We start from the raw sequence: 23,215 nt of genomic DNA, 5'->3' as shown, positions 1-23,215 counted from the left end.
CTGCAAGATTTTATTCGACAACGTCTGAGTTCCGCGTCGTTGCCATCTTGAGGAGAGCGCGGAACATGTACGTCCTTGCTCTGGTCACGCAAAAAGGCGGAAGCGGCAAGAGTACGCTGTCCGTTGGACTGGCGGTGGCAGCGATGCAGCGCGGAGAGCGCGTCGCTCTTATTGAAGCGGACGCGCAAGGCACGATCTCGAAATGGAAGGAGCGGCGAGCTGGTGCCTATCCTTGCGTCGATTGCGTCGCCGATCCCGCCGAAATCGAGCCGGTGATAGCCCGCCTCAAGGCCCAAGGGGTCTGGCTTGCAATCATCGACACAGCCGCCACGAACAATGCCTTGGCGACGCGCGCCATTGCCAGTGCCGATCTTTGTCTCATCCCGGCTCGTCCGAGCCCGGCCGATATCGAAGCCGCAATACCGACGCTGATCGCTATTCGCAGGCTCAATCGCCGGTTTGCCTTCATCCTCAATCAGACGCCCACACGGGGGGGCCGGCTGAGCGAAGCTGCCACGTCGCTCAACTCGCTCGGCTTGCTTGCGCTCCCCTTCATTGGACAGCGTAACGATCACCAGGATGCGCTCGGGGCAGGGCTGGGCGTGACCGAGTTCGCGCCGGAGGGAAAAGCCGCAGAGGAAATTGTGGCCCTGTGGAGTTGGATCTCGGAGTGCCTTATCGTGGAGTCGAATGATCATGAGCAAGCCGCGCTCAAGACAGCCTGCTGACGTTGCACGCGCCGGGCGTCGCTCGCTGGTGGAGTTGGCGGCGGAAGTGAGCCGTGCCGTCGACGAGGGCTTGGCCAAGCCGTCGGACCCGGTCACCGTCTTGCTTCAGGATGCGCCGCAGATCGCGCAAGCAGCGCCTGCTCCGATGACTGTTCCGGTACAAGAAGCGGCCAGCGTCGTCGTTGCAAGACCTGAAGCAAGACCTGAACCTGCGAGCAGCACCACCATTGATCTCATCGTGGACATGGCCAAGGATTGTCAGGCCCGTGCTTTGGACGGCATGAAGACTGGTGCTCACGCTGCGCTGGATTATGCCAAGGACCTTGCCAAGCCACGGCTTGCCGGTGGAACATCTGAGGCCGATGGAGACGCTGCCGCGGAAAGCCACCTCATCGAGGTGATTGGAACGGCCGCTGAGTGTCGCGCCGTCGTGCTCGAACTGATGAAAGTGAATGCGGGCGCGACCTTGGAGTATGCGCGGGAGTTGGGCCGTGCGAGAACGTTGGCGGAATTGGTTGAGCTCTCGAGCACCCATGCGCGAAAGCAATGTGAGTTAGTCCTGAAGCAAACCGAGTTGCTGAGATCGCTTGCTCAAAACATGACAGAGCCCGGCGCCAGGTAGCTGTCGTCATGCGCTCAGGATCTGCGCGAGACAATCAGGGTGAGGCCGAGGTCGATCGCGAGTGCGAGCACCACGGCACCGCCGCCGAGAGCGAACAGGACGAGATAATCGCCGCCGGTGTTCGCGTAGATCCAGGAGAAGCCGTAAGCTGCGGCCGCCTGGAACAGCGCAAAGCTCGTGGTGGCGTGGCTCCATGTCGCGCGCTGCTGCTCGCTCGCGTGCGGGACAAGCTCATGGATACGTCCGAGCACCAGCGGCACGATGCCCGGCGTGAAGCCGCCGACCACGACGCTCGACACGATCAGCGAGACCGGCGCGGTGCTGACGGTCGGGAGCAGCACGGCGGCCGCCTCGATCAGAAAGGCCGCGCGCAACGCCGGGCCGAAGCCGGATCGATCGCCGAGCTGGCCGGTGACGAGCGGACCGACGATCGCGCCGAGGCCATAGAGCACCCAATAGCGCGATCCCGCGGCAATGCCCTGGCCGAGGCCGCGTGCCACGAAATCGACGAGAAAGACCATGTGCGGCACCAGCGCCACCGCGTTGAGGCCGTACTGGATCAGCAGCGCTCGTTCGGCAGGTGACGCACGATGACGCTTGGTGTGATGCGGTTCAGGTGCGGTTGCAGCCTTCGCCTCCGCAGGCCAGTTCCACCAGCTCGCAAGCGTCAGCACGGCCGAGAGCACGCCGAGGCCATACCAGCTCTGCTGCAAGCCCTGTTGCAGCAACAGCGGCACCAGCGTGCCCGATGCGGCGACGCCGAGACCGACGCCCGCAAAGATCACGCCGCCGACAATGCCGCGCCGGGCGGGCGAGGTGTGCGGCAGAATGACGGAGGCCGCCAGCACCATGATGATGCCGCCGGTGAGGCCGGAGAGGAAACGCCAGGCGAAGAACCACATGAACGACACAGGCGTTGAGCTCGCAAAGAACGAGAGCGTTGCGAGCAGCATCATCGCACGCAGCGCGTTCACCGCGCCGACACGAGCGGCGACGGCTCGCGCCGCCAGCGCGCCGGCGAGATATCCGGCAAGGTTCGCGGCGCCGAGATAGACAACGTCGGATGCGCTGAACCACTTTGCCGCGATCAACGCGGGAATGAGCGGCGTGTAGGAGAAGCGGGCGAGGCCGAGTCCGACAAGCGATGCGGACAAGCCCGCGACCGCATATCGCCAAGTCTTCCGGGACGTCGTCTGCTGGGACGTCGATCCCGGCCGCTGGTGCGGCCGAGACTGGTGCTTGGTACCTGCGCTGAGTTCAGTCATGCCATCCTCCTGCGCGGGCTCAATGGCCGGCGCTCTGGCCGCCGTCGACATGCAGGATCTCGCCGGTGACGAAGGAGGCTCCCTCGAGATAGAGCACGGCGTCGACGATGTCGGACATCTCGCCCATGTGACCGACCGGGTGCATCGCACCGAGCTGGGCGTGCGTCGCGACCGGGTGCATCGGCGACTTGATGATGCCGGGCGCAACCGCGTTCACGCGAATGCCGCGCTTGGCGTATTCGATCGCGAGCGACTTGGTCGCGGCGTTCAGTCCGCCCTTGCTCAGCGAGGCCAGCACCGAGGGGACGTTGGAGTTGGCCTGATCGACCAGGGTGGTTGTGATCTGGACGACGTGGCCAGACCCCTGCCTCTCCATCTCGGCGATGGCGAGCTGCGTGATGTTGAAGAAGCCGGCAACGTTGGTGCCCATCACCGCCGCATAGTCCTCGGCGGTATACTGCGTGAACGGCTTTGCCAGGAAGATGCCGGCATTGTTGACCAGCGTATCGACACGGCCAAAGCGGGCGACGGCCTGCGCAATAACCCGCTCGGCGGTCTTCCGGTCGGCGATGTCGCCGGGAACGGCGAGGACATCATCGTTGCCCGACGGCTTGACGGAACGCGCGGTGGCGACCACGCGATAATTGCGATCGCGAAAACCCCTGGACCAGGGCGGCGCCGATGCCCTGCGATGCACCGGTGATGATGGCAACCTTCTGCTCCATACCCATGACGGGCTCCTGTTGTTGATCGATGCCAGCATCGGCTGGCTTGGGTGCTGAGGTACGTCGCGGCGGTCCGGCTGCGAATACGCGCTGTCCGGCAGACACTCTTTCGCGGCGCGTATGAATGCCGGATCGCTGTCCGGCGGCAGTTGTCGCGGTTCGGGCAAACGCCTAGCTTCCCAATGGAATTTCAGCGGGGTGGCGGGAAGGCATGGATCGTCTGGACGCGATGAAGGTGTTCGTCCTTGCAGTGGACGAGGGCAGCCTGGCGGCGGCAGGCCGCAAGCTCGGTCGGTCGCCAGCGGCGGTGAGCCGCGCCATCGCCTTCCTGGAGGGGCAGGTCGGCGCCGAACTGCTGCACCGGACCACAAGGTCGATCAAGCTGAGCGAGGAGGGCGAGCGCTATGTCGCGATCTGCCGGCGCGTGCTGACCGAGCTCGAAGAGGCAGACGCCATTGCGGCCGGCCCGCGCGCGGCGCCGCGTGGCCTGCTGACGATCACGGCGCCGGTTGTGTCAGGCGAGATGGTGCTGCGTCCGATTCTGGATTCGTTTCTGGACGTCTATCCGACCGTTTCGGCAAAGCTGCTGCTGTTCGACCGTGCGGTCAACCTGATCGAGGAGGGGTTCGATATCGCGCTCCGCATCGGCCCGCTTGCGGATTCGGCGATGGTGGCGATGCGTCTCGGCGAGGTGCGACGGGTCGTGGTCGCGGCGCCGCGCTATCTGAAGCAGCATCCGCGCATCGCGGAGCCCGGCGATCTCGCCAAACACCAGATCGTGGCGATGGCGCATCTGCCGAATTCATGGACTTTCGCGCCGCCGAAGAACTCGACGGTGCCGCGCACGGTTCAGTTCACGCCGCGCCTGATGGTCAACAGCACCTATGCGGCGGTTGCCTCCGCGGTGGCTGGGCGCGGCATCGCGCGGATGTATTCCTATCAAGTTGCCGAGCAGGTCGCGCGCGGCGAACTCGAGGTCTTGCTGGCCAGCGACGAGGATCCAGAGATGGCGGCCAACCTGATCTCTCCGCAAGGTAGGCTCTCGGTGCCGAAGGTGCGTGCCTTCACCGATTTTGCCGTGCCCCGTCTGAAGAAGCACTTTGCGCAGTTCAAGAAGAGCATTGGCGCTGGCTGAGGTGCCGCGCCGCCCCTGCCAATGCGTTGTTTTGCGTATACGGCCGCCGGGCTGAATCGGCGATGGTTCTGGACGGTTAACGCCGGATTAACGGATGAGTCCTAGCCTGTCTCGGCCGGGGTTACTCGCAAGGCCGAGGTTTGCCCAATGGAAGCCCAGAAGATCGCGGTCGACGCCGTCGTCGCGCTGACCGATTGCGACCGCGACGCCGTCATCGCTTTTATTCGCCGGCTCTATCTCGCCGGCGTCACCGACCCTAAGCGCCTGACCTTCAAGGGTCTTCAGGCGCTGTCGCGGGCCTGATCCGGCTCGTTTTGGTCCGTTTCGGCCCGATCTCTCGTCGGGTGTTCTCCCCAGAGTGACCGCAACCCAGCGGTGAATATCTTGCCGCTCGGGCTGGGTCGCGTTAGATCACGTCCCCGGTTGGGTCACTCGGGATTTGGGGAAATGCTGAAGCAGCTTTTTGCACCGCAACTCGTCATTTTGTATGTGCTCGCGGTTTCGACGATTTACGTTCACTTCCGCGGCAAGCAGCGGCTGCGCTTCGCGCGCCAGCTCGGCGATCACTCGACCTATCTCGCACCCTACAATGTGCTGATGTATGCGGGCTCGGCGGTGCCGAACAAGCCCGTCATCTCCGTCGAGCAGTTTCCGGAGCTGAAGCCGCTCAGCGAGAACTGGGAGACCATCCGCGACGAGGCCGTCCGCCTGTTCGACGAAGGCTTTATCCGCGCTGCCGCGAAGAACAATGATTGGGGCTTCTACTCGTTCTTCAAGAGCGGCTGGAAACGCTTTTACCTGAAGTGGTACGACGACTTCCTGCCCTCGGCGAACACGCTGTGCCCGAAGACGGTGGAGCTGCTCAAGTCGATCCCGAGCGTGCACGGTGCGATGTTCGCGATGCTGCCGCCGGGCGGCAAGCTCGGCGCGCACCGTGATCCCTTTGCCGGATCGCTGCGTTATCACCTCGGTCTCGTCACGCCGAACTCGAACAAGTGCCGCATCCTCGTTGACGGCGTCGAATGCGTCTGGCGCGACGGCGAAGCCTTCATGTTCGACGAGACGTTCATTCACAGCGCGGAGAATGCGACCGACGTCAACCGCATCATCCTGTTCTGCGACGTCGAGCGTCCGATGAAGTACGGCTTCATGACCGCGATCAACCGTTGGGTCAGCCATCACATCGTCAAGGCGTCGGCGACCCAGAACGTCGACGGCGAGAGCGTCGGCGTGCTCAACAAGGTATTCGGCAAGCTCTACGAGATCCATCTCGGCAGCCGCAAGGTCAAGGAGTGGAACCGTAACGTCTACTACACGCTGAAATATTCGCTGACGGCGCTGGTCCTGGGCCTCATCGTGCTCTCGGCGTTGCGATAGGGCGTAGTGTGTTTTCTAGACCTTGCCGTGGTGTCACACCGGCTTCGCACCGGTGTTGATGATCGACCCCACATGCTGCCCGCGCAGCGCCGCGCTGATCCGGCCCGGCACGAGGCCGTTGACCACCTGCACGCGCGCGATGTGGCGTGAGTTCGCCATCACCTCGAGCAGCGCGGGATCGAACGGCAGCGTGCCCTTCAGCTTCGCAAGCTCGGCGAAGCTGGTCTCCTCCAAGAGCTCGGCCTTCTTGCCATCGGCGCCATTGGGGTCGGTGGTGTAGACGCCGTCGACGTCCTCCACGATCGTCAAGCCCGCGGCCCCGAGTGCGTCGGCGAGCAGGAAGGCGCCGGTGTCGGCGCGATGCAGTGGGATGCGCGCGGTCGGGAACTCGTGATGGTGGTAGGGCGGGAAGGCGCTGCCGACAACCGCGCGCGCCGCAGAGAGATGGATCGCGAGCTGGCTTGCGATGGTCGGATGCTCGACATACGAGACGCCCTCGGGCGCGAGCAGGCTTGCAAGGATGTGGCCGTTCTGGCCGGCCTCGCTGGCGGCGAGCGGCGCGAGCGAGCCGGCCGGCAGGCCGAGGTCGAGACCCACGCTGTAGAGATGGCGGGCGCGGATGCCGGCGCCGGTCAGGATGAGCAGGCGATGCTCCGGCAGCAGCGCGCGCAGTTCGTCGACGAGTGGCAGGATCGCTTCATGGCCGCGGTCCATGATGCGGCCGCCGATCTTGATGACCTGCAGCCAGGGCAGCAGCTTGATCGGGCGATTGCCGGCGACGGGGCGGGTGAGATCGCTGTCCAGAAGTGTCTGGCGCGCGAGCGGTGAGGCGACGTGCTTGATCTGGTTGGTGTCAGCCATGACGGTTCGCCCCTCAGTTCGCGGTGATGATGGTGCCGACATGTTCGCCCGCGAGCGCGCGGGTGAGATTGCCGGGGACGAGGCCGTTCACGACCTGCACCTGGCGGACGTGGCGCGCTGCGGCGAGGAGATCGAGCACCGGAAATTCCAGGATCGAATCCTGCAGGCCCTTGGCCTTCATTTCCGCCACCGAAATTTTCGGAATGAAGGTCGCGTTCTTCGACGTCTTCGGGTTCGCGGTGTAGAGGCCGTTCTCGTCCTTCACATAGATCATCGCCTTGCAGCCGAACTGCTCGGCGACGAGGAAGCATCCGGCGTCGGTGCGGTAGGGCGGGATCACGCCTTCGGCCGCGGGTCGCATCCACAGGCTATAGGGCGGCATGCCCGCGAAGATGACGGCGTTCACCTCGGCGAGAAACAGCGGCACAGATGAGAGCCCGGCGCTGCTGACGGCGGAGATGCCGTGCTTGGCAAGCAGCTGTCCGAGCATCGCGGCGTTCTGGTCGGCCACGCAAGCGCCGAGCTGCGACAGCACGCCGGCCGGCAGGCGAAGGCCTGCGGCGATCGAATAGAGATGCCGCGCGCGGGTGCCGGCGCCGGTTCCGATCAGGAGCTTGTGGTTTTTACGGGCCGCGACGATCTCCTCGACGATCGGATAGACCGCGGCGCGACCGCGATCGATCATGCTCTGGCCGCCGATCTTGATGACGGTCGCATCCGGCAGGATGCGGAAGTCCGAAGCTTTCTCCGCGGCCGCGACAAGTTGTGGGTCGGTGAGCGAGCGCTGCATCAGCAGCCCCTCGAGCTCCGTGATCGTGTTCGACATCCGAGACGTCCTCTCGTTTTATGATGCAGTCCCTGCGGCAGACCCACCGGCCTCGACTCGCGAATCTTGCTGCACTGGTCGGTTCATGGCAACAAGGTTGCCGCGATTTAGCGACCTAACCTGGAGCAGGCAATGGCCCCGTTGCCGATCTCCGGGGCTTTTTCTCTGTCTGAAGAGCGGGACGTGAGGCATATTTGGGTTAGCCTCCGCGCGGAGCGCTAGCCCCGTGGAAGGTTAGGCCCGGCGCTGGCTTACGGACGGCGACCGGGCCGCTTCGGTCAGGCCCCTGGATCGCTCGCATTCGGATAGAAGAGCTGTTGCCCTTCGATCTTGTAACCTGCGATCGCGTTCTGTCCCTCCGGCGAGATAATCCAATCGATGAAGCGTTGGCTTGCTTCCTTCTTCACCGTCGGATGCTTCGCTGGATTGACCAGCATCACCCCGTATTGGTTGAAAAGTCGCTTGTCGCCTTCGACAAGGATCGCCAGGTCACCGCGATTCTTGAAAGCTAGCCAGGTGCCGCGGTCTGCAAGTACGTAGGCATTGGATGCCGATGCGACGTTGAGTGCGGCTCCCATTCCTTGACCGATCTCCTTGTACCAGCTGCCGCGATCCGTTGTGACGTCGACGCCCGCGTCTTTCCAAAGTGCAAGCTCGGCTATGTGCGTGCCAGATCGATCTCCACGGGAGATGAAGGGAGCGGCCTTCGTCTTTATGGTCTGGAGCGAGGCGACCACGTCAAGACCTCGGATCCCGGCAGGATCGCTCTTCGGCCCAATGAGAATGAAGTCGTTGTACATGACCGGGTAGCGCTTGACGCCAAACCCCTCGGACAGGAATTTTTCCTCGGCTGACTTGGCATGAACAAACACGACGTCTGCATTGCCACGCCGCGCCGTGTCGAGCGCCTGCCCGGTGCCTTGCGCGAGGACCTTGACTTCAACGCCGGTCTTTTCTCGAACGATCGGCAACAGGTAGTTGAACAATCCCGAGTCCTGCGTTGAGGTCGTCGACGCAACGACGATGGCCTGATCTTGTGCCGAGACAGGAGCACACAACAAGGCCAACAAGATTGCTGTTCGGGCGGCAATCGAGCTGAGCCATCGACCCATGGGCGAACCTCCTTGCAATAGTTCATTTGCGAGCTCAGCGCCGCAGGGCGCGTCCGAAGACATGGCTAAACGTGCTGACGGTCATCGACAGAACGATGAGGATTATGCCAAGCGCAAGAGCGAGGCTCAACTCACCCTTGCTCGTCTCTAGCGCGATGGCGGTCGTCATTGTTCGCGTGTAGCCTTGGATGTTGCCCCCAACGATGATTATTGCGCCGACCTCCGCAATCGCGCGCCCGAACGCAGCAAGAAACGCGACGATGAGCCCCTCGCGGCCTATGTTCATGAGTGAGGCCGCGGCTCGGACGTGTGAAGCTCCATCAACCAGCAAAGCCTCGCCATAGGTGGCCCAGAGATCCACAGTCATGCGGTGCACCAAGGCAACCACGATCGGGATGCCGAGTATGGCCTGTGCGATGATCATGGCCGTCGGGGTGAATAAAATTCCGAGCGGGCCGAGCGGCCCCGAGCGAGAGAGCAGCAGATAAACCGCGAGACCAACGACCACCGGCGGCAAGCCGAGAAGGGCGTTCGCAGTCACAATCATGGCTTGCCTGCCCGGGAAACGACCGATGGCCAATGCCAAGCCGAGCGGCGAGCCGATAACGAACGCGAGGCCGCTCGCTGTCAGGCTCACTTCCAGAGATAGCAGAACGATATCGCGGAGCTCCGGGTCGAAGCGGCCGATCAGCATCGCCGCCAGTTGAAGCGCCTGGGTGAAATCATTCATCTCACCTTCCTACGCGATACCAAAAGGAATGCCAAAATCGCGCAAGTCGGCGGCCCCTCCGGTCCTGACCGCGGCGCGAGTCTTGCTGGATAGTTCGCCCCATGGCAACAAGATCGCCGCGATTTGGTAGCCTAACATGGAGCAGGCGATGGCCCCGTTGCCACTTGCGAACACCGAGACCGTGCAATTCTTCCGCGAATGGTTGGATACCTTCTCAGGGTATGTCCGCGAGGTCGACTATGCCTCGGCGCGACCGCTCTTCCATCCCGATGTGCTGGCCTTCGGGACCCATAACGATGTCATCCCGGGCCTAGATCACTGGGTCTCGTCCCAGTGGAACAACGTCTGGCCGAAGACGACCGACTTTCGGTTCGTGCTCGAGCAGATCTCGGTTCTGGCGTCAGCCGACGGCGCGATGGCGACGGTGATCGCGCCCTGGACCAGCACGGGCTATCATCCCGACGGCAGCGCGTTTCCACGGCCGGGCCGGGCGACGATGATCTTTTCGAGGAATGGCGATGGCTGGCTGTGCGTGCATTCGCACATGTCGCTCAATCGCGGTGTGCCGCAGGCGAGCCACGCCAATCGGCCGGTGAAGGCCTGGTAGAGCGATCGGAAATGAAAAAGCCCCGGACGATGTCCGGGGCCTTTTGATTGCGAGGTGTTGCGTAGCCTACTCCGGCTGGCCGATGCTCACCTTCAGCGTTCCTACGCCGTCGACGCCGCATTCGAGCTTGTCGCCGGGCTGGAGCTGCGACACGCCGGCCGGCGTACCGGTCATGATGATGTCGCCGGCGGCGAGCTTCACCTGCTGGGACAGCTGCCAGATCGTCTCCGGCACGTTCCAGATCATCTGCTCGAGGTCGCCCGTCTGCGCTTCCTTGCCGTTCACCGTGAGCCAGATCTTGCCGTTGGAGGGATGGCCGATCTTCGAGGCCGGCTGCAAGGCGGAAGCCGGCGCCGAGCCGTCGAACGACTTGCCGATCTCCCACGGACGCTCCTTCTTGCGCGAGGCGATCTGGAGGTCGCGGCGGGTGAGGTCGATGCCGACGGCGTAGCCGTAGACGTGGTCGAGCGCCTTGTCGGCGGGGATGTTGAGACCGCCGCTCTTCAGCGCGACGATCAGCTCGACCTCGTGATGGAAATCCTTGGTCAGCGGCGGATAGGGAATGGTGGCGCCATCGGGCACCAGCATGTCAGCGTGCTTGGCGAAGAAGAACGGCGGTGCGCGCTCGTCATTGCCCATCTCGCGGATGTGCTCGAGATAGTTGCGGCCGACGCACCAGATGCGGCGCACCGGATAACGGCCGGCCTCGCCGACGACGGGAAGCGAAGCCTGGGGCGGAAGCGGGATGACGTAGGAGGCGGCGTTCATGAAGCGATCTCGCTGCTCTTGGGTTGATAGGGAACTCTATGCGGTGGCGCTGATCGGCGCCAGAGCGCCGGTGTCGTAATGCTGCAGGCGGAAGAACGAGGCGTAGCGGCCGCCGCGACGAAGCAACTCGTCATGCCGGCCCTGCTCGACGATCTCGCCGCCCTCGACCACCAGAATGCTATCTGCGTGCATGATGGTGTGCAGCCGGTGCGCGATCACGATGGTGGTGCGGTTCTGGCAGAGATGCTCGATCGCCTCCTGCACCTGCCGCTCGGACTCGGAATCGAGCGCGGCGGTGGCTTCGTCCAGCAGGATGATCGGCGCGTCCTTGAGCAGCGCCCGCGCCACCGCGATGCGCTGGCGCTGGCCGCCCGACACTTGCGTGCCGTGCTCGCCGACCGGGGTGTCGTAGCCGAGCGGGAAGCTCATGATGAAATCATGCGCGCAGGCGGCTTTCGCCGCGTCGATGATCTCGTTCTCGCTCGCGCCGGGTTTGCCGAAGGCGATGTTGTTGCGGATGGTATCGCGGAACAGATAGACGTCCTGGCCGACATAGGCGGTCTGCGCCCGCAGCGATTTGCGCGAGATCGCGCCGATCGACTGGCCGTCGATCACGATGTCGCCTTGCGTCACCTCGTAGAAGCGCAACAGCAGCGCCAGCACGGTCGACTTGCCGCCGCCGGAGGGGCCGACCAGCGCGGTGACCTTGCCGGGCTCGGCGACAAAACTCATGCGGTTGAGCACGGTCTCGTTGGCGCGATAGGAGAAGCTGACGTCGCGCAGCGCGATCCGTGCATCGGAGAGCTTGAGCGCCGGCTTGTCGTCGTCGGAATGCTCGCTGGCCGGGCTGTCGACGACTTCGAGCAGCATGCGCGCGCCGACGAGCTGGCTGTTGAGGTCGATGTTGAGCCGCGCCAGCCGCTTGGCCGGCTCGGTCGCCATCAGGAACGCGGTCATGAACGAGAAGAACGCGCCCGGCGTGGCGTTGAGCGCGACCACGCTGTAGCCGCCATAGAGCAGGCAGCCGGCGACCGCGAAGCCGCCGAGCATTTCCATTAGCGGATTGGAGCGGTTGGCGACGCGGGCCATCTTGTTGGCGTTGCGCTCGACGATCGCGATGTTCTCGTCGATGCGGCTCTGCATGGTGTCTTCGAGCGTGAACGCCTTCACCGTGCGGATGCCCTGCAGCGATTCCTGCATCGTCTCCAGGATGTCGGCGGTGCCGGTGAACTGGTTGTAGGCGAGGCCCTTGATGCGCTTGACCAGCTTGCGCAGCACCAGCATCGCCGGCGGCACCGCGACGAGGCCGATCAGCGACATCAGCGGATCCTGCCACACCATCACGCCGATCATGGCGAGCAGCATCAGCAGGTCGCGCCCGATGGCGTTGACCAGCATGTTGAGCACGTCGGTGATCGACTTGGCGCCGGCCGTCAGCCGCGCCAGAAATTCGGACGAATGCCGCTCCGAGAAGAAGCCGACGCTTTCGCGCATCAGCTTGGCGAACAGCTGGCGCTGGTTGGTGGCGAGGATGGCGTTGCTGATCTTGGTCAGGATCACCATGTGGCCGTAGGTCGTCACGCCCTTGATGAACAGCAGGATCACCGTGAGCCCTGAGAACATCGCGATGCCCGGGATGTTCTTGTCGACATAGGCCTGGTTGATGACCTGGCCGAGCACGTAGGTCGCGCCGGCGGTCGCGCCGGCAGCCGCTGCCATCAGCGCAAAGGCAACGAGGTAGCGCCGCCAGTAGATGATCCCCTGTTCCGCGACAAGGCGGCGAATGAGGACCATCGCCTCATAGGGATCGTCGGTGATTTTCTTTGGAAACTGGGCCATCCGTAGTCCATTGACGGCCAAGGCGAAAAGCCTCCCCGCGCGTCAGGGATCGAATGGCCTCTGTGCCCGCTAAAGCGGGGCTTTTCAAGCCCAATTAAGGGCTTGCGCCTGGATGGAATCTAGGCCGAGACGGCGTGGCGGAGCTCGCCATGGCGCTCGCGGAACAGCTTGTCCTCCCAGGCCAAAGCGTGCGCCGCGATGGTCTCGAGGTCATCGTATTGCGGCTTCCAGTCGAGCAGGCCGCGGATGCGGCTGGTGTCGGCGACCATGGTCATGATGTCGCCGGGCCGGCGCGGGGCGTATTGCACGGCAAAGCTGCGGCCCGACACCCGGCGCACGGCGTCGATGGTTTCGAGCACCGAATAGCCGCGGCCATAGCCGCAGTTCAGCGTCGTCGAGACGCCGCCATTGCGCAAATAAGCCAGCGCCGAGCGATGCGCCTGCGACAGATCCGTCACGTGGATGAAGTCGCGGATGCAGCTGCCATCCTGGGTCGGGTAGTCGGTGCCGAACACGTCGATCTTGGCGCGCTGGCCGGTCGCGGCTTCCACCGCGATCTTGAGCAGATGCGTGGCACCGACGGTGGCAAGGCCAATGCGGGCCTGCGGGTCGGCACCGGCGACGTTGAAATAGCGCAGCGTCACGTACTGCATGCCGTAGGCGGCGGCGACGTCGTGCAGCATGATCTCGGTCATCAGCTTCGACGAGCCGTAGGGCGACAGCGGCCGCGTCGGCGCGTGCTCGGGCACCGGCACCTGGTCCGGATTGCCGTAGACAGCGGCGGTCGAGGAGAAGATGAAGCGGCTGATGCCGCGCTTGACCGCGACGTTGAGCAGGTTGCGCGCGGTCGTGAAATTGTTGCGGTAGTAGCCGAGCGGATCGCGCATTGACTCCGGCACGACCACGGAGCCCGCGAAATGGATGATGCTCTCGATGTTGTGCTGGGCGATCACGCCCTCGAGCAGATTCTCGTCGCCGGCGTCGCCGATGAACAGCGGCACGCCTTCCGGCAGATAAGCGGAGAAACCGGTGGAGAGATCGTCGATCACGACGACGTCCTCGCCGGCTTCCGCCAGCGCCAGGACCGTGTGACTTCCGATATAGCCGGCGCCGCCGGTGACTAGCACAGTCATGATCTCACCCGTCTTCGATCAACGCACCAAGTTAACGTTTGCGCGGTGAAGAGGGGGTTTCGGCCCGGCTGAACTGGTCACTATGCTTAATGTTGCGTATAGGGGACGCACCAGATGGAGCATGACGTGGCGAATTTCCCGGGCGATCTGCAAGTTATCGTGCCAAATCTGCACAGGCGCTATTCCGGGGTCACCGCGACCAACCGGATGGTGGCGCCGCGGCTGGCAAAACTTGTTCGCGCCGCATGGTTCGGATCGGATGCGCCGGAGGGGATTTCGCGGCTGAGCGTCGCCGATGTGCTGAAACTATGGCGCCGCAAGTCGCCTTTGATCTGGCATGCGCGCCGCAACAACGAGATGATCGCGGGCGTCGTGCTGCGCGCGCTCGGCTGGCCGCTCAAGCTGGTGTTCACCTCGGCGGCGCAGCGGCATCACAGCTGGATCACGCGCTGGCTGATCCGGCAGATGGACGCGATCATCGCGACATCGGATATCTCGGCCTCGTTCCTCAAAGTGCAATCGACGGTGATCCCGCACGGCGTCGACACCGACGTCTATGCGCCGCCAGTCGATCGCGCTGCGGCCTTCGCGGAAAGCGGCTTGCCGGGCCGTTACGCCATCGGATGCTTCGGCCGCGTGCGCGCGCAGAAGGGCACGGATCTGTTCGTCGATGCGATGTGCCAATTGCTGCCGCGCTATCCGGATTTCACGGCCATCATCGTCGGACAAGTCACGGCCGAACAGACGCCCTTCGCGAACGATCTGAAGAAGCGCATCGAAGCAGCCGGCCTGCAGGCGCGCATCGTCATCACCGGCGAATTGCCGATCGAAGATGTGCAGCGCTGGTACCAACGGCTGACGATCTACGCCTTCACCTCGCGCAACGAAGGCTTTGGACTGACGCTGATCGAGGCGATGGCGGCCGGCAGCGCGCTCGTTGCGGCGCGCGCTGGAGCTGCCGAGCTCGTTGTCGAGGATGGCGTCTCCGGCGTGCTGGTCCCGACCGGTGATGCGGCGGCGCTGTCGGCGGCGCTCGAGCCGCTGATGCACGATGTGGCTGTGGCAGCCGCGATGGGCGAGCGCGGTCGCGAGCGCGTGCTTGAAAAGTTCAGCCTCGATGCCGAGGCGGCCCGGATCGGCGAGGTTTACCGGCGGCTGCTGTGAGCGAGGGCTGGCCAAAAGTGCAAAAAACAACCCCATGCACAGTAGCCGGTGGCAGAGGCATCAATGACTTGTATGGCTTATGGGGTGTGAATTGCTGATTTTACGAATTTAAGTGACGCGTCGGGCAAAACACCTCTAGACTTCCAATATCGCGAAATTCTGAAATCTCGCGTTCTCGGCCTTGTGGTTCATTTCTCCTACAAGTTCAAAAAGGTCCTCATCAAGTTTGTCGGCACGCACGAAGAGTACGACGGAATAGACGCGGAGACGGTGTGATGATGGACGTAAGGCCCCTTCATAATGAACAGGACTACGATTGGGCTATCCGCGAAGTATCCCGCTATTTCGAGGCCGAGCCCACCCCTGGTACGCCCGATGGTGATCGCTTTGAAGTTTTGTCTTCGCTCATCAAGGAGTACGAAGACAATCACTTCGCGACCACTCATGGCGATCCAGTCGACGTTCTCCATTACGCAATCGAGTCCATGGGACGTTCGCAGGCAGAATTGGCTGCTCTGATTGGACGCAATCGGGCATCCGAGATTTTGAATCGCGTCCGTCCACTGACATTGGAAATGATCCGCATCATTTGTAAGGAATGGAACATTCCAGTTGGTGCTCTGACGGCTCAATATGAGCTTGGGCGTGAGTAGGCTAATCAAGTGCGCTAACTGCGCCACTCGAGCCGCTGATGCGCGATGCTGCTGCGACGACTGCGATGCGTGTTCGAGAAATTCGGTCTGGCCTTGACGTCCCGCAGCCCTCTACACCCGCCTAATCTGATCAATCACCCCCGCCACATACGCGTCGAGGTCGCCGCCCGGAAACAGAAAGCCCGGCAGTCCGAGCGCTTGGCCGGCCTCGATGTCCCTGGCCTGATCTCCGATCACAAAACTGCCGTCGAGCTGCACGGGCCAGTGCTGGACGAGATCGCGCAACATGCCGGGCGCGGGCTTGCGCCAGTCATGCTCCCCGATATAGCCGGCGACCGTTCCTTGCGGATGATAGGGACAGAAGCGGATGTCATCGATCCCAGCGCCGTCGCGGGCGAGCTCGTCGCGCATCCAGCCGTGTAGCCGGTTCACGTCAGCTTCGGTGAAGAGGCCGCGCGCGACGCCGGACTGGTTTGTGAAGACGAATACAAAATAGCCGGCCTCATTGAGACGGCGGATGGCGCTCGCGACGTTGGGCATCCAGCGGATGCGGTCTCGCGTGCCGATATAGCCATCGTCATGGTTGATGACGCCGTCGCGATCGAGGAATGCGGCGGGCTTCGCCGCGCGGCCGTCAGACATTTGCAAGTCAGCCATTTGAAAGTCCCTGCGTCCTCGCAAGCACGTCTCTTGCGATCTCGACCAAATCCTGCGCCGCGATGTCGCGCATGCAGCGGTGGTCGTTCATCCGGCAGATCGTGCTCTGGCAGGGCTGGCAGGCGAGCACGCTCCTGGTCTGGACCACGGTCGCGGCGAGGCCATTGAGGGGCGCCCACAGATAGGGGCTGGTCGGGCCGAAGATGCCCATGGTCGGCGTATCGAGCGCGGCCGCGATATGCATCAGGCCCGAATCGTTCGAGATCGCGACGCCGGCCGCGGCCATGGTGAGGACGCCGTTGCGCAGATCGTTGCCGGTGAGGTCCCGCACCCCCGGGCCACCGGCAGCGACGATCTCCTGGGCGAGGCCCTTTTCCGCGGGGCCGCCGACCACCCAGACCTCGAGCCCGCGCTCGACCAGCAGGCGGGCGGCCTCCGGATAATAGGTCCAGCGTTTTGACGCCCCGACCGAGCCGGGGGCGAGCGCGACGGCGGCTCCGGCGCTGAGGCCATTGGCCTGCCGCCAGCGGGCGATCTCCTCAGGCTGAACCCGCAATTGCGGCACCGGCCATTCCGGCGGCAGGGGCGCGCCGTCTGGCCGGGCCAGCGCGGCGTTCTTGTCGATGAAGCGGGGCAGCTTCTTCTCGCCCCAGCGCCAGCGGTTGAGCAGGCCAAACCGGAATTCGCCGACGAAGCCGACCCTTTCAGGGATGCCGGCCAGAGCGGGCGCCATAGCCGCCTTCCAGGTCCGCGGCAGCACCAGGGCGGTGCCGTAGTTCCGCTCGCGCAGGAGCCGCGCCAGGCCGAACTGGCGGCCCACGGCGAGGCGGCTGCGGGGCAGATCCCAGACGAGCCCAGCGCGTACGCCGGGCATGTAATCGACCAGGGGGGCGCACAGAGACGTGGTCAGGAGATCGACCGGCCGATTCGGCCATCGCTCCTTCAGCACTCGGACAACGGTGTGATTCCGGACGAAATCGCCGATCCACATATAGGGGACGATCAGGATCGGGCTTGTGTCGCTCCGATCCTCACTTCCGCCAAATTGCGAATCTATATTCATTCGTTAATGGTGCCGCGGGCGCTTTGATGTGCCGGTTCGGTTAGCCGCTCCCGGCCGGCAGGTAAAGCCGGCAGAAGCGCGAGTCCAAAAGCGTCTGCCCAAAATGCTTACACTTTGGCAGATGATGCGCTAGGGCAGGCACTAGGGCAGATATCGGGGCCGCAAAAATCGGGCAGGGTGGTTGGAATGTTGCTGGTGACCGGCGGGGCCGGTTTTATCGGATCGAATGTCGTCGCGGCGCTGAACGGCGCTGGCCGTAGCGACGTCGTGGTCTGCGATCTCCTCGGCAGCGACGGCAAATGGCGCAATCTCGCCAAGCGGCAGCTTGTGGATATCGTTCCCCCGGCCGAGCTGCCTGGCTGGCTGAAGGGCCGCAAGTTAGACGCCGTAATTCATCTCGGGGCGATTTCCGCGACCACCGCGACCGACGGCGATCTCGTGATCGAGACCAATTTCCGCTTCTCGATGCGCCTGCTCGACTGGTGCACGGCCAACGCGGTGCCGCTGATCTACGCCTCGTCGGCGGCGACCTATGGCGACGGCGCGGAAGGTTTTGACGACGATGCCTCGCTGCCGGCGCTGAAGAAGCTGCAGCCGATGAATCTCTACGGCTGGAGCAAGCAGCTGTTCGATCTCGCGGTCGCCGGGCGCGCAGCGAACGGCGATCCGTTGCCGCCGCAATGGGCGGGCCTGAAATTCTTCAACGTGTTTGGCCCGAACGAATACCACAAAGGCACGATGATGAGCGTGCTGGCGCGCCGCTTCGACGACGTCAAAGCCGGCCGCGTCGTGCAGCTGTTCAAGTCGCATCGCGACGGCATCGCCGACGGCGACCAGCGCCGTGATTTCATCTATGTCGACGACGTCGTGCGCGTGATCCTGTGGCTGCTGGCGACGCCTGCGGTGTCGGGGCTGTTCAATGTCGGCACCGGCAAGGCGCGCAGCTTCCGGGACCTGATGCTGGCTGCCTATGCCGCGCTCGGCACCAGGCCCAACATCGACTATATCGACATGCCCGAGCAGATCCGCGGCAGCTATCAATACTTCACCGAGAGCAAGGTCGATCGTCTCCACCGCGCAGGCTATAACGGCGGCTTCACGACGCTCGAGGACGCGGTGAAGGCCTATGTCGCCGATTATCTCGACCGGCCCGATCGCTTCCGTTAAGGCCTATTGACCATGCCGACGCCCCTTCTCGATTTCGATGCCCTCGCGCAAGCCATCTCCGGCCGCACGGTGCTCTGCATCGGCGACATCATGCTGGACGAGTTCGTCTATGGCGAGGTGTCGCGGATTTCGCCGGAAGCGCCGACCCCTGTCATCGTGGCCCAGCGCAGCGAGATCCATATCGGCGGCGCCGGCAACGTCGCGCGCAATATCGCTTCCCTCGGTGCGCGCTGCGTTTTCGTCGGTCTCGTCGGCGAGGACGATGCGGGGGCGCGGCTCAAGGCCGCGCTGGCGGACCATGCCGGCATCGAGAGCGCGCTGGTGTGCGACCCGTCGCGGCCGACCACGCGAAAAGTCCGCTTTGTTTCCGAGCATTTCTCCACCCATATGCTGCGCGCGGATTGGGAGCAGGCGCAGCCCGCCTCCGATGAAATCGAGACGAAGTTGATCGAGGCGATCGTGCCGCAGATCGCGCGCGCCGACATCGTGCTGCTGTCCGACTACGCCAAGGGCGTGCTGACCGCGCGCGTGATCCGCCACACCATCGACGCCGCGCGAAAGCTCGGCAAGCCCGTGATCGTCGATCCCAAGAGCCTGAACTGGGCGATCTATCGCGGCGCCACGCTGCTCACGCCCAATCGCAAGGAATTTTCGGAAGCCACCCGCAGCCGCGCCGACACGCCGCAGAGCATCGTCGATGCCTCAGAGGACGTGATGCGGCTGGCCGATTGCGAGGCGATCCTGGTCACGCAGGGCGAGCACGGCATGACGCTGGTGCCGCGCAAGGGCGAGGCCGTCCATGTTCCGGCGTTCCCGGTGAAGGTGCGCGACGTCTCCGGTGCCGGCGACACCGTGGCCGCTGCGCTCGCGGTCTCGATCGCGGCAGGGGCGGATTGGGACACGGCGCTGCGGATGGCGAGTGCGGCCGCCGCCGTCGCGGTCGGCAAGCAGGGCACCGCCAGCGTGAGCGCGGCCGAGCTGCGGCGCAAGATCCTGCCGCATGCCACTCTCGCGGCCGAGGAGAAGGTCGTGAGCGCGCCGGGTGCGCTCGAGGCCCAGCTCGCCGAATGGCGCGGGGAGGGCTTGCGCGTCGGCTTCACCAATGGCTGCTTCGACATCCTGCATCCCGGCCACGTGAAGGTGCTGACCGCGGCGCGCGCCGCCTGCGACCGCCTGATCGTCGGCCTCAACAGCGACGCCTCGGTGCGGCGGCTGAAGGGCGCGGATCGCCCGGTCCAGGACGAGCGGGCACGTGCCGAAGTGCTGGCAGCGCTCGAAGCCGTCGATCTCGTCGTCATCTTCGAGCAGGACACGCCGATCGACCTGATCACGCGCATCACACCGAGCGTGCTGGTCAAGGGGGGCGACTACACCCGCGAGCAGGTGGTCGGCCACGAGGTCGTCGAGGCCGCCGGCGGAACCGTCGTGCTGATCGACATTCTCAAGGGTTTCAGCACGACCGCGCTGGTCCACCGCGCGCGCGGAGAGACGAAGTGATGGAGCTCGCGCGGGAGTCGATGTGGGCGACGACGCTCCGGCGCCTGCGCAGTCCGGCGGCATGGTCCGAGACGGTCGATCTGTTTGCCATCCTGACCGCGGCCTCGCTGCCGTGGTCGACGTCGCTGGCGGCGATTTTCAATGTCGCGATGCTGGCTTGCATGGTGCCGTTTCTCGACGTCAGGGACTTCCTGCAGTCGCTGAAGCGCCCGGTCTGCGCGCTGCCGATCGCGCTGTTCCTGCTCGCGCTCGTCGGCACGCTGTGGTCGGAGGCGTCCTGGGGCGCGCGGTTCTACGCCGTGAACCCGACGACGAAGCTGCTGGTGCTCCCGGTCCTGATCTATCATTTCGAACGCTCGTCGCGCGGCCACCTCGTGTTCATCGCGTTTCTGGTGTCCTGCGCGCTGCTGTCGGTGATGTCCTGGCTGGTGTTTCTCCATCCCACGCTCTCGCTGAAGCCCCCTGAAGAATCCAATTCGCGCGGCATCTTCGTGAAGAACTATATCGACCAGAGCCAGGAATTCACGCTGTGCGCGGTCGCGCTCGCGTTTCCGATCGTGAGGCTGCTGCAGCACAAGAGGGTCTGGCTGGCCGTGTTGCTGGCGGCGATCGCGCTCAGCTTCTTCGTCAACATGGCCTTTGTGGTAGTCTCGCGCACCGCACTCGTGACCGTGCCGATCATGCTGGCGGTGTTCGGACTGCTGCATTTGAAGTGGCGCAGCGTCCTCATCATCTTCGTGGCTCTCGCGGCCCTCGCCGCGCTGGCATGGCAGACCTCGTCGACGCTGCACTCGACGATTGAGACATTCTCCGTCCAGTACGAGCTGTACAGGGACAAGGGAATTCCGACATCGATCGGACTTCGGCTCGAGTTCTGGCGCAAATCGCTGGGTTTCTTTGCCGAAGCGCCGGTCGTCGGTCATGGAACCGGCTCGACGCGCGGCTTGTTCGAGCAGGCCGCGACCGGCGGCCGCTACGAGGCCTCAAGCGAGGTCATCGGCAATCCCCATAACCAGACGCTGAACGTGGCCGTACAATGGGGCGTCGTCGGCATCATCATCCTGTATGCGATGTGGGCGGTCCATCTCCTCCTGTTCCGCGGCGACGATCTCGCCAACTGGATCGGGCTTTTGGTCGTTGTGCAAAACGTATTCACCTCGCTGTTCAATTCCCATCTCTTCGACTTCCATGAAGGGTGGATGTACGTGCTCGGTGTCGGCGTGGCCGGCGGCATGGTGCTCAATTCGCGCCGGAACGGCCGGAGCCCGGGAGAAGCTCGCGCCTGAGCTTCGGGGCGCTGGCAAGTCCCGGGCAGATGGGCTATCAGCGCGGTCAGGTTGTGTTGAAGAACTGGATATAGTCGGCCGGCATATGACCCGTCTATCGCATCTTACCTTACGCAATTTCCTGATCGCGCTTCACGACGTGGTGGCGACGGCCGCGGCCCTGTTCGTTGCGTTCTATCTGCGCTTCGAGGGTGGCGCGGGCTTCACGGCCCGCTTGCCGCTGCTGCTGCAGATCCTGCCCTATTTCCTCGCCTTCAGCGTGGTCGTGTTCTACGTCTTCAACCTGACGACCACGAAGTGGCGCTTCATCTCGCTGCCCGATGCGCTGAACATCATCCGCGTCGCCACGGTGCTCACCGTCGCCCTTCTCGTGCTCGACTACATCTTCGTCGCGCCGAACGTGCACGGCACATTCTTTCTCGGCAAGATCACCATCGTCCTCTACTGGTTCCTGGAAATCTCCGCGCTGAGCGCATTGCGGCTGGCCTATCGCTATTTCCGCTACACCCGCGTGATGCGTCATGTCAGGACCGAAAATGCCGCGTCGACGCTCCTGATCGGGCGTGCCGCCGATGCCGAGGTCGTGCTGCGCGGCATCGAGAGCGGCGCCATCAAGCACCTCCGCCCGGTCGGGGTGCTGTCGCCGTCCCGGGCCGATCTCGGCCAGCTCATCCGCAACGTACCGGTCGTGGGCGCGATCGACGACATCGAGGACGTCATCGGCAGCTTCGCCAAGCGCAACAAATCGATCGCCCGGGTGGTGATGACGCCGTCCGCCTTCGAGCCGGATTCGCATCCCGAATCCGTGCTGATGCGGTCGCGGCGGCTTGGCGTGATCGTCAGCCGCCTGCCGTCGCTCGAGCACGGGGATGTGCCGCGGCTCACCTCGGTTGCGGTCGAGGACCTGCTGCTGCGGCCGAGCGAGACGATCGACTACGCGCGTCTTGAAGCCCTGATTAACGGCAAGAGCGTCATCGTCACCGGCGGTGGCGGCTCGATCGGCTCGGAGATCTGCGAGCGTGTGGTTGCGTTCGGCGCGGCGCGTCTGCTGATCGTCGAGAATTCGGAGCCGGCCCTTTATGCTGTCACCGAGGTGCTCGCCGCGCGCGGATCCGGCGCCGAGATCGAAGGCCGGATCGCCGATATCCGCGACCGCGAGCGCATCACGCGTCTGATGGCGGAGTTCAAGCCGGACATCGTGTTCCATGCCGCCGCGCTCAAGCACGTTCCGATCCTGGAGCGGGACTGGAGCGAGGGCGTCAAGACCAACATTTTCGGTTCGATCAACGTGGCCGATGCCGCGCTTGCGGCAGGTGCCGAAGCTATGGTGATGATCTCGACCGACAAGGCGATCGAGCCGGTCTCGATGCTCGGCCTGACCAAGCGTTTCGCCGAGATGTATTGCCAGGCGCTCGACCACGACCTCGTGTCGCAGGCGGGCGGCAGCAAGCCGGCGACGCGCTTCATCTCGGTCCGGTTCGGCAATGTGCTGGCTTCGAACGGGTCGGTCGTGCCGAAGTTCAAGGCGCAGATCGAGGCCGGCGGTCCGGTCACCGTGACGCATCCCGACATGGTCCGCTATTTCATGACCATCCGCGAAGCCTGCGATCTCGTCATCACGGCCGCGACCCACGCGCTCGGCGCCAGGCGTTTTGACGTTTCTGTCTACGTGCTGAATATGGGCCAGCCGGTGAAGATCGTCGATCTGGCGGAGCGGATGATCCGTCTCTCCGGCCTGCAGCCTGGCCACGACATCGAGATCGTATTTACGGGCATGCGGCCGGGCGAGCGCCTGCATGAAATACTGTTTGCTTCCGAGGAGCCGACCCGCGAAATCGGTGTCGCCGGCATCATGGCTGCGCAACCGAACGAACCGCCGATGCAAACCCTGCACAAATGGATCACGGCACTCGATCAAGCGATCGCACGCGACGACCGGGCGACTATCAGGACCATCCTGAGGGACGCGGTTCCGGAATTCGGGTCAACCGCGGCCTGAC

Annotated in this window: 22 protein-coding genes and 2 pseudogenes; 13 read left to right on the top strand and 11 right to left on the bottom strand. The window is 64.0% G+C overall.

Annotated elements, in window-relative coordinates:
* Window positions 1-65: 65 nt before the first annotated feature.
* Window positions 66-728, top strand: a complete 663-nt coding sequence (locus V1280_RS14405; RefSeq protein WP_334524827.1) for a nucleotide-binding protein — start codon at window positions 66-68, stop codon at window positions 726-728.
* Entirely contained in the window at window positions 697-1,350 is a 654-nt protein-coding gene (locus tag V1280_RS14400; protein ID WP_334524824.1) for a phasin family protein, read from the top strand. The genes V1280_RS14405 and V1280_RS14400 overlap by 32 nt, the downstream gene beginning before the upstream one ends.
* Before the next feature lie 14 nt (window positions 1,351-1,364).
* On the opposite strand, the gene V1280_RS14395 is transcribed toward V1280_RS14400, so the two are convergent.
* Both V1280_RS14395 and V1280_RS14390 read right to left on the bottom strand, forming a co-directional pair.
* Window positions 1,365-2,615 (bottom strand): YbfB/YjiJ family MFS transporter, encoded by a 1,251-nt coding sequence (locus V1280_RS14395; protein WP_334524821.1) that lies wholly within the window; start codon window positions 2,613-2,615, stop codon window positions 1,365-1,367.
* Window positions 2,616-2,634: 19 nt separating this feature from the next.
* Window positions 2,635-3,346: pseudogene (locus V1280_RS14390) on the bottom strand (SDR family NAD(P)-dependent oxidoreductase).
* Between the two features lie 205 nt (window positions 3,347-3,551).
* Here V1280_RS14390 and V1280_RS14385 point away from each other — a divergent pair.
* The 3 genes from V1280_RS14385 to V1280_RS14375 all read left to right on the top strand — a co-directional run bounded on the left by V1280_RS14385 (window position 3,552) and on the right by V1280_RS14375 (window position 5,852).
* Window positions 3,552-4,475 (top strand): LysR family transcriptional regulator, encoded by a 924-nt coding sequence (locus V1280_RS14385; protein WP_334524818.1) that lies wholly within the window; start codon window positions 3,552-3,554, stop codon window positions 4,473-4,475.
* A 147-nt stretch (window positions 4,476-4,622) separates the two neighbouring features.
* On the top strand, window positions 4,623-4,778 hold the full coding sequence (locus tag V1280_RS14380; RefSeq protein WP_014493894.1) for a hypothetical protein: 156 nt from the start codon (window positions 4,623-4,625) through the stop codon (window positions 4,776-4,778).
* Window positions 4,779-4,922: 144 nt separating this feature from the next.
* Window positions 4,923-5,852 (top strand): aspartyl/asparaginyl beta-hydroxylase domain-containing protein, encoded by a 930-nt coding sequence (locus V1280_RS14375; RefSeq protein WP_334524812.1) that lies wholly within the window; start codon window positions 4,923-4,925, stop codon window positions 5,850-5,852.
* Window positions 5,853-5,885: 33 nt separating this feature from the next.
* Here the strand turns inward: V1280_RS14375 and V1280_RS14370 are convergent, their stop codons facing one another.
* The 4 genes from V1280_RS14370 to V1280_RS14355 all read right to left on the bottom strand — a co-directional run bounded on the left by V1280_RS14370 (window position 5,886) and on the right by V1280_RS14355 (window position 9,381).
* Window positions 5,886-6,713, bottom strand: coding sequence for an amino acid kinase family protein (locus V1280_RS14370; protein WP_334524809.1), 828 nt, complete (start codon window positions 6,711-6,713; stop codon window positions 5,886-5,888).
* A 13-nt stretch (window positions 6,714-6,726) separates the two neighbouring features.
* Complete coding sequence (locus V1280_RS14365) at window positions 6,727-7,539, bottom strand: amino acid kinase family protein (RefSeq protein WP_334524806.1); 813 nt, start codon at window positions 7,537-7,539, stop codon at window positions 6,727-6,729.
* A gap of 278 nt (window positions 7,540-7,817) precedes the next feature.
* Window positions 7,818-8,651 carry a substrate-binding domain-containing protein gene (locus V1280_RS14360; protein ID WP_334524803.1) on the bottom strand — a complete coding sequence of 278 codons (834 nt, stop codon included), beginning with the start codon at window positions 8,649-8,651 and terminating at the stop codon, window positions 7,818-7,820.
* A 34-nt stretch (window positions 8,652-8,685) separates the two neighbouring features.
* A complete protein-coding gene (locus V1280_RS14355; RefSeq protein WP_334524800.1) occupies window positions 8,686-9,381 on the bottom strand; it encodes an ABC transporter permease in 696 nt (231 codons plus the stop codon).
* 148 nt (window positions 9,382-9,529) lie between these two features.
* Here V1280_RS14355 and V1280_RS14350 point away from each other — a divergent pair, with 148 nt between their 5' ends.
* Window positions 9,530-9,988 (top strand): YybH family protein, encoded by a 459-nt coding sequence (locus V1280_RS14350; RefSeq protein ID WP_334524797.1) that lies wholly within the window; start codon window positions 9,530-9,532, stop codon window positions 9,986-9,988.
* Window positions 9,989-10,054: 66 nt separating this feature from the next.
* On the opposite strand, the gene V1280_RS14345 is transcribed toward V1280_RS14350, so the two are convergent.
* From V1280_RS14345 to galE, 3 genes are all read right to left on the bottom strand, one after another.
* Window positions 10,055-10,756, bottom strand: a complete 702-nt coding sequence (locus V1280_RS14345) for a fumarylacetoacetate hydrolase family protein (RefSeq protein WP_334524794.1) — start codon at window positions 10,754-10,756, stop codon at window positions 10,055-10,057.
* A gap of 36 nt (window positions 10,757-10,792) precedes the next feature.
* Window positions 10,793-12,595 (bottom strand): ABC transporter ATP-binding protein, encoded by a 1,803-nt coding sequence (locus V1280_RS14340; RefSeq protein WP_334524791.1) that lies wholly within the window; start codon window positions 12,593-12,595, stop codon window positions 10,793-10,795.
* A gap of 119 nt (window positions 12,596-12,714) precedes the next feature.
* A complete protein-coding gene (gene galE / locus V1280_RS14335) occupies window positions 12,715-13,728 on the bottom strand; it encodes a UDP-glucose 4-epimerase GalE (RefSeq protein ID WP_334524788.1) in 1,014 nt (337 codons plus the stop codon).
* A 126-nt stretch (window positions 13,729-13,854) separates the two neighbouring features.
* Between galE and V1280_RS14330 the strand changes: the two genes are divergently transcribed.
* The 3 genes and pseudogenes from V1280_RS14330 to V1280_RS14320 all read left to right on the top strand — a co-directional run bounded on the left by V1280_RS14330 (window position 13,855) and on the right by V1280_RS14320 (window position 15,545).
* The gene (locus V1280_RS14330; protein ID WP_334524785.1) at window positions 13,855-14,892 is read left to right on the top strand and encodes a glycosyltransferase family 4 protein; all 1,038 of its coding nucleotides are present in this window, start codon (window positions 13,855-13,857) and stop codon (window positions 14,890-14,892) included.
* Window positions 14,893-15,072: 180 nt separating this feature from the next.
* Window positions 15,073-15,168 (top strand): annotated as a pseudogene (locus V1280_RS14325) (type II toxin-antitoxin system HigB family toxin); the annotation flags it as partial.
* The gene (locus V1280_RS14320) at window positions 15,168-15,545 is read left to right on the top strand and encodes a helix-turn-helix domain-containing protein (RefSeq protein ID WP_334524782.1); all 378 of its coding nucleotides are present in this window, start codon (window positions 15,168-15,170) and stop codon (window positions 15,543-15,545) included. The pseudogene V1280_RS14325 and the gene V1280_RS14320, both read left to right, overlap by 1 nt.
* 111 nt (window positions 15,546-15,656) lie before the next feature.
* Here V1280_RS14320 and V1280_RS14315 read toward each other — a convergent pair whose 3' ends face one another.
* Complete coding sequence (locus V1280_RS14315) at window positions 15,657-16,187, bottom strand: D-glycero-alpha-D-manno-heptose-1,7-bisphosphate 7-phosphatase (RefSeq protein WP_442895232.1); 531 nt, start codon at window positions 16,185-16,187, stop codon at window positions 15,657-15,659.
* Between the two features lie 7 nt (window positions 16,188-16,194).
* On the bottom strand, window positions 16,195-17,265 hold the full coding sequence (gene waaF / locus V1280_RS14310) for a lipopolysaccharide heptosyltransferase II (protein ID WP_334524776.1): 1,071 nt from the start codon (window positions 17,263-17,265) through the stop codon (window positions 16,195-16,197).
* A 186-nt stretch (window positions 17,266-17,451) separates the two neighbouring features.
* Between waaF and rfaD the strand changes: the two genes are divergently transcribed.
* The 4 genes from rfaD to V1280_RS14290 all read left to right on the top strand — a co-directional run bounded on the left by rfaD (window position 17,452) and on the right by V1280_RS14290 (window position 23,214).
* The gene (gene rfaD / locus V1280_RS14305; RefSeq protein WP_334524773.1) at window positions 17,452-18,432 is read left to right on the top strand and encodes an ADP-glyceromanno-heptose 6-epimerase; all 981 of its coding nucleotides are present in this window, start codon (window positions 17,452-17,454) and stop codon (window positions 18,430-18,432) included.
* A 12-nt stretch (window positions 18,433-18,444) separates the two neighbouring features.
* A complete protein-coding gene (gene rfaE1 / locus V1280_RS14300; protein WP_334524770.1) occupies window positions 18,445-19,929 on the top strand; it encodes a D-glycero-beta-D-manno-heptose-7-phosphate kinase in 1,485 nt (494 codons plus the stop codon).
* Window positions 19,926-21,215 (top strand): O-antigen ligase family protein, encoded by a 1,290-nt coding sequence (locus V1280_RS14295; RefSeq protein WP_442895128.1) that lies wholly within the window; start codon window positions 19,926-19,928, stop codon window positions 21,213-21,215. The genes rfaE1 and V1280_RS14295 overlap by 4 nt, the downstream gene beginning before the upstream one ends.
* 85 nt (window positions 21,216-21,300) lie before the next feature.
* Window positions 21,301-23,214 carry a nucleoside-diphosphate sugar epimerase/dehydratase gene (locus V1280_RS14290; RefSeq protein ID WP_334524767.1) on the top strand — a complete coding sequence of 638 codons (1,914 nt, stop codon included), beginning with the start codon at window positions 21,301-21,303 and terminating at the stop codon, window positions 23,212-23,214.
* Window position 23,215: the final 1 nt, after the last annotated feature.

The organism is Bradyrhizobium sp. AZCC 2230, from assembly GCF_036924495.1.
In the GTDB taxonomy this organism is placed as follows: domain Bacteria; phylum Pseudomonadota; class Alphaproteobacteria; order Rhizobiales; family Xanthobacteraceae; genus Bradyrhizobium; species Bradyrhizobium rifense.
This window is presented reverse-complemented; position numbering and strand designations above follow the sequence as displayed.